We start from the raw sequence: 12,634 nt of genomic DNA on the forward strand, positions 1-12,634 counted from the left end.
AGCCGAAGCCGGATGTTTAGGGAGCGATTTTTAAACTATATTAACGAAAACAAGCTCATTGCCCCGCCCAATGCCGTATTGCTGGCCGTGAGTGGTGGACTCGACTCGATGGTGATGGCTCATCTGTTTCACCAGTCGGGTTTGCCGTTTGCCGTGGCCCATGTTAATTTTGGTTTACGGGGGGCTGAGTCAGACGCTGATGCTGCTTTTGTAGAAAACAGTGCGCAGGCATACGGGGTTCCGTTCCATCTGACACGGGTCGATACCGCTACCATTGCGGCCGGGCGCGGTATGTCTATCCAGATGGCCGCCCGCGATCTTCGCTATAGCTGGTTTACGGAACTCGTTCGCCAGCATGGGTATACAGCCGTGGCTACCGCTCACCATCAGAACGATGTCCTGGAAACGATCCTGCTGAATCTGACGAGGGGTACCGGCCTAGCGGGGCTGCGCGGGATTTTGCCCCGACAGGGAGAGGTGATCCGGCCGTTGCTGTTTGCCACTCGCGATGAACTCGCTGCCTATGCCCACGAAGCGTCTACACCCTACCGGGAGGATAGCTCCAATGCCGATGATAAATATGCTCGTAATCGTATTCGGCATCGGGTGGTACCGGTTCTGACGGAGCTGAACCCGGCCTTGCTGACCGAGACCTTACCGCGCAGCCTGGAAAAACTCCGCGCTGCCGAGCGTCTGCTGGAACACCAGCTGGCCCAAAGCTGGCAGGCCGTTGCTGAGCAGCAGGCTGACCGGATCTGGCTTCCCGCTCATAAACTGATTGACGTACGCGAGTCTGCTTTCCAGTTGGGCGAATGGCTCAGCTCCTATGGATTCAGGGCTGATCAGGTAAACGCCATGCTGGCCTGCCTCAGCCAGGCTACGGGTCAGGTATTCCAGTCGGCTAGCCACCGGGTCGTTCACGATCGGTTAGCGTCAGGACAAACGGGTTTGTCACTGGAGCCACTGAGCCGGCTGGACGAGTACGCGATTGCACTGCATGACTGGCCCGTAGCCCCGATAGAGGTTGCCGAACAGTTTGAACTGGTAGTCGAACTCGTCGAGCGGACGGACGGATTTTCAATACCTGCCGACCCATCGGTAGCCTGCCTGGATGCCGACCAGCTGCGGTTTCCGCTGACCGTACGTCCCTGGCATCTCGGAGACCGGATTCAGCCATTGGGGATGAAGGGAACAAAACTAATTAGCGATCTCCTGAACAGTAATAAGCTGCCCCGCCTGGAGCGGGAACGCATCGCGGTGCTGGTATCAGATTCCGAAATAGCCTGGGTGATTGGGCATCGGATCAGTCACCGATTCCGGATAACGGAACAGACCCGGCGGATCGCACAATTTAATTGGCGTCAGAAGTGACGATTGCCCCGAATGGTCGTTCTAAAAATTGTACTTTTAATGTTCGTTATGGGCTGGTTTCGCTAACAACCACTGCTCTTTATACCGTTTGGAAATTCTGGCATTTATTTTGATAGTATCAGTCAAAAGCCCATCTTAATTAACGAAAATATACTCATGAACCGATTTATACGGGTTTTGCTGTTTGCAGGACTGGCCTTTTGGAGCCTGAACAGTCAGGCGCAAAGCGCGCGGTTGCGGGCAGCAAACAAGCAGTTCGATAACTATAGTTACGTCAGCGCAGTACGGGCCTATGAGGAGTTTTTACGGGCCGATAAGAAGAAAGAGCCTGCTGAAACCCGCGAGGCCATGACCAAGCTGGGCTACAGCTACCGCAAGCTGCAGGATATGCGTAATGCCGAACGCGTATACGGCGATCTGGTAAAAGAATATACCGACCTCGATAGTGAAGTGTACCTGTACTACGCACAGGCTCTGGCGGCCAACGGAAAATACCGCGATTCGCAGAAGATGTACAGCCAGTACGGCGAAAAACAGGCGCAGGACCTGCGTGGCCGTCGATTTACGGTTTCTTACATGGATATGGGGCGATTCTACCAGGACTCGTCGTCGTATCGTTTGTATGACTTGCCAATCAACTCCAGACAGGCCGATTTCAGTCCGATGTATTACAAGAACGGACTTGTTTTCGTGTCGGCGCGTGACGAGTCAGGGGCGGTGAAACGGGTGTTCAACTGGAACCAGACGCCCTTCCTGGATCTGTATTTTCATCCTGATACCAACCAGCTGCGTGTACCGGGCTCGGTGGTAACCCGAACAACGGGGGCTGCCGTACTGGGTGGAGGTGGAGACGGTAAAGCACCAACCACCGAGGTGATAGAGGAGCCGCAGAAGCTGACTAAAGCCGAGATATTCAGCAAGACCCTGAACACCAAGTACCACGAGGGGCCGATGACGTTCACCAAAGATCAGAACTTTATCGTCTTTACCCGGAACAACACCAGCAAAGGAAAATCTGGAAAAAGCTCAGACGGGGTAAAGAAACTGAAATTGTATTCTTCTGTGAACAAGGGTGGTAAGTGGGTTGATATTAAGGAGTTACCCTTTAACAGTAGCGAGTATTCCGTGGGCCACCCGGCATTCTCGCCAGACAATACAAAACTGTATTTCGCATCCGACATGCCCGGTGGATTCGGGGGTACTGACATCTACGTCGTTGAATTCAATCCCAGTAGTGGCGAGTGGGGCACCCCCGTCAATATGGGTAAGGAGATCAATACCGAGGGGAACGAGATGTTTCCGTTTGCCGACGAAGGCGGAAACCTTTATTTCTCATCGGACGGCCATGAAGGATTAGGTGGACTTGACGTATTCTATGCTGAACTCCGCGATGGTGTGGCCTACAAAGGGGTTCAGAACGCCGGCGCACCGATCAACTCCGAAAAAGATGATTTTGGGTTCATTACAGACCGGACCCGGACCAGTGGCTATTTCAGCAGCAACCGTAAAAAAGGCGTTAGCGACGACGATATCTATGCGTTCCGCCGTACGTGTAAACAGCTAAACATCCTGGTCTTCGATGCTAAAACGGGATCCCCGCTCGAAAACGCGGATGTTCGTATCCTGCGCAATGGCGTCAACCAGGATCTGCGGATTACCAACATAGAAGGCCGTACGGATCTGTGCATCGATACGAACACCGAATACGAGTTTAAGGCCATCAAAGAAGGGTTCGCCATGAACAGTGCCCGGTATTCGACAATGACCCAGTCGCCCCGAGCCGTGATGGAAATCAAAATCTATCTCGAACGCTCTGAGAACACGATTGTGAAGGGGGTGGTCAAGACCGAGGTGAACCAGCAGCCGGCTCCCGGGGTGAAAGTAACGCTGCGTAACGACAAGGATAAGTCGGAGCAAACGGTCATTACCGGTCCTGACGGCGGATACGAGTTTAATACCAAGCCCAACGCTCCGTATACCATTACGGCCCAGAAAGAACGCTACGCTACCAAGAAAACGCAGTACACGACGAAAGCGAAACGCAACGCAAAAGTCATTACCGATTCGCTCGGTCTGTATGGGGTTGGCGACGTGTTCCAGCTGAAAAACATCTATTATGATCTCAATAAGTTCTTCATCCGTCCTGATGCGGCACGCGAGCTCGATCACGTACTGGCCATTCTGAAAGAGTATCCGCAGATGCAGATCGAGCTGCGGTCCCATACCGACGCCCGGGCTACCGATACCTACAACATTCGGTTGTCAGAGAACCGGGCGCGGGCGGCCATGGATTATCTGGTTGCGCGGGGTATAGCCGCCAGCCGGTTAATGGCCCGCGGCTATGGCGAAGCTGAAATTCTGAACGGCTGCGTCGATGGCGTGAACTGTACGGAAAGCGAGCACCAGCAAAACCGACGAACCGAGTTCAAAGTACTGGCCGTGCAATAACGCAGTAACCAGAGACAATCTATACACGGGGTCCGCAAGCCCATCAGCCGGTTCGTCTGATGGGCTTGCGGACCCCATCGCTATTGGCAGGCTCAGTAAACACTTCTTTCGCCTGAGCGGTTAGGTCTGGTAAACTCAACAGCATGCGATTCAGGGATAAAGTGTGTATTGTTACCGGGGCAACCTCGGGTATTGGCCGGGCCACGGCCGAACGGATGGGCGAAGAGGGTGGAAAAGTGCTGGTGATCGGGCGCGACGAAGCGGATGGTCAGCAAGTTGTCGATACGATTGCAGGCAAAGGGGGCGAAGCTCGATTCGTTGCGGCTGATGTATCCGATCCGGAGGCCGTTGAGTCGGCGGTTCAGCAGGCCGTTTCGGCCTGGGGGCGGGTAGACGTGCTGGTCAATAATGCCGCTATGATGACGTTTACGCCCATCGTAGATCTGTCGCTGGAAGACTGGGATAAGGTGATGAACACCAACCTGCGCTCGGTATTCCTGTTCTGCAAGTATTGCATTCCGCATATGCAGGGAGGGGCCATTGTTAACATCAGCTCGGTACATGCCCACGAGACCACACCCAACGTTATTCCTTACGCTACGAGCAAGGGAGGGATGGAGGCTTTCACCCAGGGTGTTTCCCAGGAGTACGACCGGACCAGGGTGCGGATAAACTGCATAGCGCCCGGAGCCATCGATACGCCCATGCTCTGGGACAACCCAAACGTGAAAAATGGCCAGGAGAAAGTAGACCGCGCCAACGTGGGTCAGCCTGAAGATATCGCATCGGCGGTATGCTATCTGGCCTCCGACGAAGCCCGGTTTATCCATGGCACTACGCTGGTTGTAGACGGAGGTACCCTTAAAAAACTTTAAGACCAGCGCACAATACGCGCGGTAACGGAAAGCTGGCCGACATGCCTCATGGTATGCTCGGCCGCGTGTACGTATAACCCGATGAGGGTAGACGGAAGCTGCGCCCGGCCAACGCCCCGTACTTCGGTCAGGGTGCTTTGATCGGTTCGCCTGAGTTGCAGCAGCGCTTCGTCAACCTGCTGGTTAAACCGACGGACCAGGTCGACAGTCGTCAGAAATGACCCGGTTGGCGTGCTCTCCATCGACAAATCATTCAACTGACTCGATGACAGCTGCTCCCCCCGTGCGTACGTAAACATGCGGTCGAGAACGCCCGAAAGGTGCTGTAGATGAAAGCCTACCGAAGCGACGTTTCCGGGCTGCTCGCGCAGGAGCGCATCCGGGAAGCCGTCCATAAGCGAGTTGACTTCTTCGCGAGCCTGCAGCAGGGCATGAGCAACGGGCTGCAACAGGGCTGGCATATCGGGTAGAGGCCCGCGGAGCCAGACTTCAAGTTGGTTGAGAGGAATCATGGTTTTCATAACGTAGAGGCCCGATGACCTGACTCAAATGACGGTGCCGCCATCGGCATAGAACAAACTACCCGTGCTATAAGAAGAAGCATCGGCGGCCAGAAATAAGGCTAAGGGGCTGATTTCATCGGTTGTCCCCATGCGGGCAATGGGTAACCGTTTGGTAAAGTGGTCCAGGATCTTTTCGTCCTGCCAGAGCGCCTGGCTGAATTTGGTCCTGATCAGACCCGGACAAATGGCGTTGACGCGTATCCCATCCGGGCCCCATTCTTTGGCCAGCACCTTGGTCAGCATGTTGAGGCTGGCTTTGCTGACGCTGTACATGCCCAGACCCGGATCGGGTGTGTGGCCGGCAATGCTGCTCATCATAATGATACTGCCCCCGCCCCGGGCTTTCATGCTCGGGTAACACAGTTTACTCAATTCGAAGGGGGCTTTGACGTTAGCCTGCATAATCTTGTCGAAGGCGGCTCCGTCGCAGTCGAGCGAGGGGCCGAAGACGGGGTTCGAGGCTGCGTTGTTTACCAGTATGTCTATGCCGCCGTAGGTAGATATGGTCTTTTCTACCAGTTGCCCCAGCTGACTCATATCGCCCACATGGGCCGCCACGCCGGTGGCTTCGCCCCCCTGGGCTCTGATGTCCTCGGCAAGGGCGTCACAGGCGTCCTGCTTCCGGCTGCTGACGATGACGTGAGCGCCAAATCTGGCGTATAAACGTGCTATGTCTTCGCCGATTCCTTTGCTGGCTCCGGTAATGATGGCTACTTTATCGGTCAGGTCGAAGATGGCTTTTTCAGTAAGATGAGGTTGGGTTTGCATGGGTACCTAAGGTGAAGGGTTGGGTGGGACGTGCCCTATTTTTCGAAGAAACAGACTGTGCCGCCGACCCAGTCTTTGTTTTTGTTGAAATTGACCCCGATCATCTCACCCCGGCTCAGGCGGGCCAGGTTCGTGAGCAGGGTAGGACGTGCGTCGCCCTTAGGCCAGATAAAGAGCATCCGTATTTCGCATTTCACCAGCCCATCGGGCGATTGGATAACGGGGTCGTAGGTTACCTTGTGTTGCAGAAGGTACCCGGCACGCTGGTCGGCCGGTATAGACGCCAGATCGTCGGGGGTTATGTTGATCTTGACGCCACTGCCTGCAAAGGAGAATAGCGGTTTCAATACATAATTCTCCAGGTCTGCCGGATACTCATTTAAGTCTGACAGGTAATGGCTGGCCGGAATAAATGGACTTTTGAGCAGAGGTAGGGTGTACTTGCTGATCCGGAAGAACCAGTTGGGGTGGCCGACCCACTCAACATGGACGTCGTCAGTGAGCTTGAAATCCGTTTGAAGGTCCGGGAAATTGCGCAGGTCGTCGAAAATCAGTCTGTTATAGATGCGACGGATCGGGACCATCCGGCCGTCACGCTCGTAGAGAAGCTGTCGCCCTTCCTTGCGGATTTTGGTCAGACATACGGCCTTCACCCCAATCGCTTTTTCGGTCAGCGCAAAATCGACGCGTGTCTTTTGTTTTTCCGGGAATATTTCGAGCAGAATCACCTCCTCCGGGTTGCAGTTGCCCACGATCAGCTGCCGGAGCGCCTGCGTGTATTCGTCGTTTGTGGCAACCGAAAACAGGTGCGAGAGTTCGTCTGGTACGGGGTAATAGGCGCGGAACTGACTGGCCAGATAGGGCTGAAAAGCATACAGAGACGGAAAGCCCTGCAGTTCGATCAGCTGGGGAGTTAGTTCACCCTGCTCGTCACGGCAAACCGCAAAGTCGACCGCCAGAAACTGGGTGTGTGCGCCCGGACCATCGAGGGGCTCATGGGGAACCCGCGCTTCGTTCGGAATGGCTCCTTCGGTCTGTTCGCGAAAGCTGGGCTGAGTAATGCCATCGACGATGTCGTCACAAGCCCTAAGAAGCTTGTTGGTCAGTACCCGGGGAACGAAAATGGGCGTTTCGGCCACACGGAAGTCCAGCTGACCAGGAAAATCCGATTCGATTTGAGCTAAGAAAGCCCGGTATTTTTCCGGGCTGAAGGCTTGGTTAAAGGCTATACGGGCGGAGTGAATCATCGGTATGTCAATTCATGACAAAGTAGAGTAGCCAAAACAAGCCAGCTGGCTGGCTTGTTTTGAGCCTTAGTTCAGCTAGTTGATAACCAGTTCCTGAGTGGCTGCCTGCGAACGAACGGCCTGACGGATGAAGCCCGGCAGAATAACCGACTCGGTCAGGGCAATCTTGTTGGGATCCTGCAGGTAGGTCATCATTTCGTCGTACTTCGCCTGGCCGAAATTGGCTACGATCTGCTTTCGCTTTTCGTCAGACAGGAAGTACCGGAGCATCCCCTCGTCGTCGGCTTCGGGGTGAAACTGAGTTCCTACAATTTCGGGCGAGAACCGGATGCCCATCAGCGCCCGGGGAAGTTTTACATGGGGTCTGATTTTTTCCAGGCAGAGAATACTGGCGCCCATATCTTCGATACGCTCCAGATCGGGTTTCAGAACCTGGTAGTCGCGCGAGTCAACGGCGTAGAACGGTTCGGGCAACCCGGCAAAAACGGGATCGCTGGTGCCTTCGTCGGTTTTATGGATCGGGAAAATTCCGAACGAGGTCGATTTACGGCGGCTCAGTTCGCCCAGATTCAGATGTCTGGTCACGAGCTGGAACGAATGACAGATCAGGAACACATGCTTTTTGCGTTCGTTCTGACGGTTCCAGTCGAAAAGCTGATCAATCAGTTGGAAGTAGGGCTGCTCCCAGGCTTCTTCAGACGGGAGTGGGCTACCCGGGCCGCCAGACGAGATGTACAGGTCGTAATCCAGACCCGGTATTTCGTTATTGCCCCGAACGTTAAAGATATCGAAGGCCAGTTCAGTATGATCGTTTCCCTGCACGGTACGGATCGCGTGCAAAATACAACGCATCCCCTCATTGGGATGGTTGTTATTCATGTCCAGAACGGCAATTTTCATCGGATAAACTGTAAAATGAAGACTAAATACTGGCGCCAGGCTATGGGCCAAAAAAAGGGGGTAAGCCGCTTCTCAGCCCGCTGGCCAGGAGCCTTGTACGTGTCAATATCAACTACCTGATTCCGTAAGAAGTTTCCGAGACAATGTAATCGACCACCTGTTTAAGATCGCCGGTTTCCTGGAAAACAGCCAGTTGACGGTCGGCTCCCGTACCCATCTCCAGGATTTTAAGCACGTATTCACATTCGGCCCGACTACCCAGTTCGTCGACCACGTCGTCAATAAAAGCGAGCAGTTCGTGGATCAGCTGATGAGTGGGTACTTCTTCCTGTTTGCCGAAATCAATCAGCTTTCCTTCAATGCCATACCGGGCTGCGCGCCATTTATTTTCGTTGATCAGAATGCGCCGGTAGGGCCGGAAATTCAGATTCTGACCCATCAGCTTATGAATTTTGGCAACCAGCGCCTGCATGATAGCCGCCAGGCAGATGGTCTCATCGACCCGCATCGGCACGTCACAGATCCGGAACTCGATGGTGTCGAAAAAAGGATGAAGCCGGATGTCCCACCAGATCTTTTTACCATTGTCGATACAGCCGGTTTTGACCAGCAGGTTGATATACTCGTCGTACTCGGCCGCCGATGCGAAAAAGTCCGGAATGCCCGTGCGCGGAAACTTGTCGAATACTTTAGAGCGGTACGATTTGAAGCCGGTATTTCGCCCCCGCCAGAAAGGCGAACTGGTCGACAGGGCGTAGATATGAGGCAGAAAGTACCGCACGGCGTTCATGATCTGAATCCCCTCGTTCCGGCTTTGAATGCCTACGTGGACGTGGAGACCGAAAATCAGGTTGGAACGAGCCACGTCGCGCATTTCTTCGATAAGCCGGTCGTAGCGTTCATTAGGGGTAATGAGCTGACTTTGCCAGTCCGAAAACGGATGGGTGCCGGCCGCTGCTACCTTGAGGTTCTGCTTCTCGGCCAGTTCAATAATCTCCTGACGCAGATACGTTACTTCCTGCCGGGCCTCGTGGATGTTGTGACAGATGTTAGTGCCTACTTCTACCACGGCCTGGTGCATCTCTGCTTTTACGCGCTCCTGAAGTATGATTTTGCCACCCTCTACCAGCTTGGACATGTGTGACCGGAGCTCGCGGGTTTCTGGGTCTATCGTCTGAAATTCTTCTTCGATTCCAAGGGTAAATTCAGGCATTTGTGCGTTGGGTTTGAAAGGATCAGATTATCATGTAAGACTGGAAACGAAGAGGTAAGATAATAGTTTTTCAAAACCGAATCATACCGGCTGTGTTTTTATGATAAATAGAAATGGATTATGAAAACGGAGCGGGAAAAAAAACTGATCACCAAATACTGGCTCTACGGCGGAAGCGGGGCCATGCTACTGGGCACTGGTCTGGCGGTGCTGTTACATGGTTCAAAGATGAAAGAGGTAGGCGAAGATCCCTGGTTCTGGGTCAGTACCGGTGGTTTCGCCCTGATTATGTCGGGGCTGAGTTTTATTGGCGACGCCAACCGGTTCAGAACCATGGCTGATGTCCTGAAAGAGCTTGACCAGCGGGCCGCAGCTCAGCAATAGAGATCCGACGGGACCAGTTGCTCAAACACGGCTACATAAAAAGAGGACCGGTAGTCATGCCGGTCCTCTTTTTATGTAGCCGTGTCGACCGATCAGTGGTGTTCCAACAAGACGGTTTCTTCTACTTCTACCAGCCCGTTGTGGTTGATGGTTGTGAGCCGCACGGGCAGTGTTTCGTTTATCCGGAGCGGGTCGTACCGGGCCACTACCCGAACGTAGTTCTCGGTGAAGCCCTGCATGAATCCATCTTCCACATCTTCTTCGAACAGGACCGTTGCCTCGCGGCCCAGCTGTGACTCATAGAAGGCCCGGCGCATTTTTTCGGAGAGGATGTGAAGCATCCGGCTTCGATCAGCCCGAACGTGGCCGGGAACCACCGGTTTGATGCTCAACGCGGTGGTATTGGGGCGTTCAGAGTAGGTAAATACATGTAGATAGGAAACCGGCAGTTCGGTCAGGAACTGATAGGTTTCCAGAAACAGCTCTTCCGTTTCGCCGGGGTGCCCCACAATAACGTCGACGCCAATACAGGCATGGGGCATGAGCTCTTTGATTCGCGCCACGCGGTCGGCGTACAGGTCGCGTTTGTAACGCCGGCGCATCAGGCCGAGTACCCGATTGCTGCCCGACTGCAGCGGCACGTGAAAATGCGGCACAAATCGCTTCGACGAGGCAACAAACGCAATTATATCGTCGGTCAGCAGGTTTGGTTCGATACTCGAAATGCGGAACCGCTCGATGCCGTCTACGTCATCGAGTGCCCGGATCAGATCCAGGAAGGTTTCCTGCCGATCGGGTCCGCCAGACAGGCCGAAATCGCCAATGTTTACCCCCGTCAGAACGATTTCTTTGACCCCCCGTGCGGCAATGTCGCGGGCCGATGCCACGACATTGGCAATTGTATCGGACCGGCTCCTGCCCCGCGCCAGTGGAATGGTACAGTACGAACAGGGGTAATCGCAGCCATCCTGCACCTTCAGAAACGTACGGGTGCGGTCGTTGAGCGAATAGCTGGCGTGGTAATCGATGGCGTGTTCGATCGGGGAGTTGAAGATCCGGGCCGACTGCCCGTCCGGTACTTTCACGAACGTAGGCATCAGTTCATGCAACCGAAATTTCTCGGCTGCGCCCAGTACCGCATCGACGCCCGGAATGGCAGCAATTTCCTGTGGCTTCAACTGAGCGTAACAACCCAGGATAGCTATGTAGCCATCGGGGTTGATTTTCTGAGCCTCGCGAACAATCTTCCGGCACTTCTTGTCGGCATTATCCGTAACGGAGCAGGTATTTACAATAAAGATGTCGGGCTGCTGATTAAACTCAACCCGTTGGTACCCCTGTTGCTCCATCATCCGGGCCAGGGTCGACGTTTCCGAGAAGTTCAGCTTGCAGCCAAGCGTATAGAAAGCTACTTTTTTCACGATCAGTGGTATATCCTGCAAAAGTACAAAAAAACGCCCGGACGGGTTCCGCGTCAGCCGCTAATGAATGGCGTCGAATGGCAGGTTGTTGGATCGGATATTTTTACCTGTATAGGTTACCGTGATGCAGCAAACAGGGTTGAAAAATAGAGTTGTCTGCGCTGAAAAGTTGTAGGAACGGTAGAAAGAGGTTGTACTGATGGGCAAAGATTTTTAATGAAAAATATGGCTGTTTACTGCACTGAACGAATTAAAATTATAATATTTCCACAAAAACAGTTGAAAATATGGCTTTTGCCTCCGAGGGCTTTTATAATTTATGGTGAAGCGCGCTTATATTTGCTAAACGTATCGTAACAAAACCCAAACAATTCATTCCACCTGTACAATCATGGCAAAGTCGAAGTTAGAGTACATTTGGCTCGATGGCTATAAGCCCACCCAAAGTCTGCGTTCCAAAACAAAAATCGAAGGCGATTTCTCCGGCAAACTAGAAGATTGCCCGATGTGGTCGTTTGACGGTTCTTCGACCGAGCAGGCCGAAGGCGGTTCTTCAGACTGTCTGCTGAAACCGGTATTCATCTGCCCTGACCCACAACGTAAGAATGGTTATCTGGTGATGTGCGAAGTACTGAACGCCGACGGAACCCCCCACGTAACCAACGGTCGCGCTACGATCCAGGACGACGATAACGATTTCTGGTTCGGTTTCGAACAGGAGTATTTCCTGTGGGACATGGCCATCGATAAGCCACTGGGTTTCCCGGCCGAGGGTTTCCCCAAACGGCCACAGGGTCCTTATTACTGCTCGGTAGGTGCACAAAACGCCTATGGCCGTAATATTGTCGAAGAACATCTCGACGCCTGCCTGGAGGCTGGTCTGAACGTAGAAGGTATCAACGCCGAAGTAGCAACGGGTCAGTGGGAATTCCAGATTTTTGCCAAAGGTGCCAAAGACGCCGGGGATCAGATCTGGGTAGCCCGTTACCTCCTGGAGCGTATCGGCGAAAAATATAACGTATCGATCAACTGGCACTGCAAGCCGCTGGGCGATACCGACTGGAACGGATCGGGTATGCACGCCAACTTCTCCAACACGACGCTTCGTACGGCGGGCAGCAAGGAAGTATACGACAAAATCTGTAGCGGATTCGGTCGTACGCCCGAGATCATCAAAGCCTGCATCGATGTATACGGTGCCGATAACCACCTGCGCCTGACCGGCAAGCACGAAACCCAGTCGATCGATCAGTTCTCGTTCGGGGTGTCGGACCGGGGTGCTTCGATCCGTATTCCTATCGCTACGGTAGAGCGCGGCTGGAAAGGCTGGCTCGAAGATCGCCGGCCCAACTCGGCTGCTGATCCGTACAAAGTGGCAGCGGTAATCATCAAAACCGTTAAGGCGGCCGACGTTCTGGAAACGGCTTAATTGGCTTTTGTGTAG

Annotated in this window: 11 protein-coding genes; 5 read left to right on the forward strand and 6 right to left on the reverse strand. The window is 53.7% G+C overall.

Annotation, left to right across the window (positions count from 1 at the left end; translation table 11 throughout):
• Positions 1-12: 12 nt before the first annotated feature.
• The 3 genes from tilS to B1C80_RS18810 all read left to right on the forward strand — a co-directional run bounded on the left by tilS (position 13) and on the right by B1C80_RS18810 (position 4,694).
• Positions 13-1,371 (forward strand): tRNA lysidine(34) synthetase TilS, encoded by a 1,359-nt coding sequence (gene tilS, locus B1C80_RS18800; RefSeq protein ID WP_077922751.1) that lies wholly within the window; start codon positions 13-15, stop codon positions 1,369-1,371.
• A gap of 156 nt (positions 1,372-1,527) precedes the next feature.
• The gene (locus B1C80_RS18805; RefSeq protein WP_077922752.1) at positions 1,528-3,819 is read left to right on the forward strand and encodes an OmpA family protein; all 2,292 of its coding nucleotides are present in this window, start codon (positions 1,528-1,530) and stop codon (positions 3,817-3,819) included.
• Between the two features lie 143 nt (positions 3,820-3,962).
• Entirely contained in the window at positions 3,963-4,694 is a 732-nt protein-coding gene (locus B1C80_RS18810; protein ID WP_077922753.1) for an SDR family NAD(P)-dependent oxidoreductase, read from the forward strand.
• Here the strand turns inward: B1C80_RS18810 and B1C80_RS18815 are convergent.
• From B1C80_RS18815 to B1C80_RS18835, 5 genes are all read right to left on the reverse strand, one after another.
• Complete coding sequence (locus tag B1C80_RS18815) at positions 4,691-5,206, reverse strand: DinB family protein (RefSeq protein WP_077922869.1); 516 nt, start codon at positions 5,204-5,206, stop codon at positions 4,691-4,693. The genes B1C80_RS18810 and B1C80_RS18815 overlap by 4 nt on opposite strands.
• A gap of 33 nt (positions 5,207-5,239) precedes the next feature.
• Entirely contained in the window at positions 5,240-6,025 is a 786-nt protein-coding gene (locus B1C80_RS18820; protein WP_077922754.1) for a glucose 1-dehydrogenase, read from the reverse strand.
• A 35-nt stretch (positions 6,026-6,060) separates the two neighbouring features.
• The gene (locus B1C80_RS18825; protein WP_077922755.1) at positions 6,061-7,272 is read right to left on the reverse strand and encodes a hypothetical protein; all 1,212 of its coding nucleotides are present in this window, start codon (positions 7,270-7,272) and stop codon (positions 6,061-6,063) included.
• A gap of 75 nt (positions 7,273-7,347) precedes the next feature.
• On the reverse strand, positions 7,348-8,172 hold the full coding sequence (locus B1C80_RS18830; protein ID WP_077922756.1) for a type 1 glutamine amidotransferase: 825 nt from the start codon (positions 8,170-8,172) through the stop codon (positions 7,348-7,350).
• 112 nt (positions 8,173-8,284) lie between these two features.
• A complete protein-coding gene (locus B1C80_RS18835; RefSeq protein ID WP_077922757.1) occupies positions 8,285-9,385 on the reverse strand; it encodes a carboxylate-amine ligase in 1,101 nt (366 codons plus the stop codon).
• A gap of 120 nt (positions 9,386-9,505) precedes the next feature.
• On the opposite strand from B1C80_RS18835, the gene B1C80_RS18840 reads away from it, so the two are divergent.
• Complete coding sequence (locus B1C80_RS18840) at positions 9,506-9,769, forward strand: hypothetical protein (RefSeq protein WP_077922758.1); 264 nt, start codon at positions 9,506-9,508, stop codon at positions 9,767-9,769.
• A 92-nt stretch (positions 9,770-9,861) separates the two neighbouring features.
• Here B1C80_RS18840 and mtaB read toward each other — a convergent pair whose 3' ends face one another.
• Positions 9,862-11,190 (reverse strand): tRNA (N(6)-L-threonylcarbamoyladenosine(37)-C(2))-methylthiotransferase MtaB, encoded by a 1,329-nt coding sequence (gene mtaB / locus B1C80_RS18845; RefSeq protein WP_077922870.1) that lies wholly within the window; start codon positions 11,188-11,190, stop codon positions 9,862-9,864.
• 391 nt (positions 11,191-11,581) lie between these two features.
• On the opposite strand from mtaB, the gene B1C80_RS18850 reads away from it, so the two are divergent.
• The gene (locus B1C80_RS18850; protein WP_077922759.1) at positions 11,582-12,619 is read left to right on the forward strand and encodes a glutamine synthetase beta-grasp domain-containing protein; all 1,038 of its coding nucleotides are present in this window, start codon (positions 11,582-11,584) and stop codon (positions 12,617-12,619) included.
• Positions 12,620-12,634: the final 15 nt, after the last annotated feature.

It is taken from the genome of Spirosoma sp. 209, assembly GCF_002006735.1.
In the GTDB taxonomy this organism is placed as follows: Bacteria; Bacteroidota; Bacteroidia; order Cytophagales; family Spirosomataceae; genus Spirosoma; species Spirosoma sordidisoli.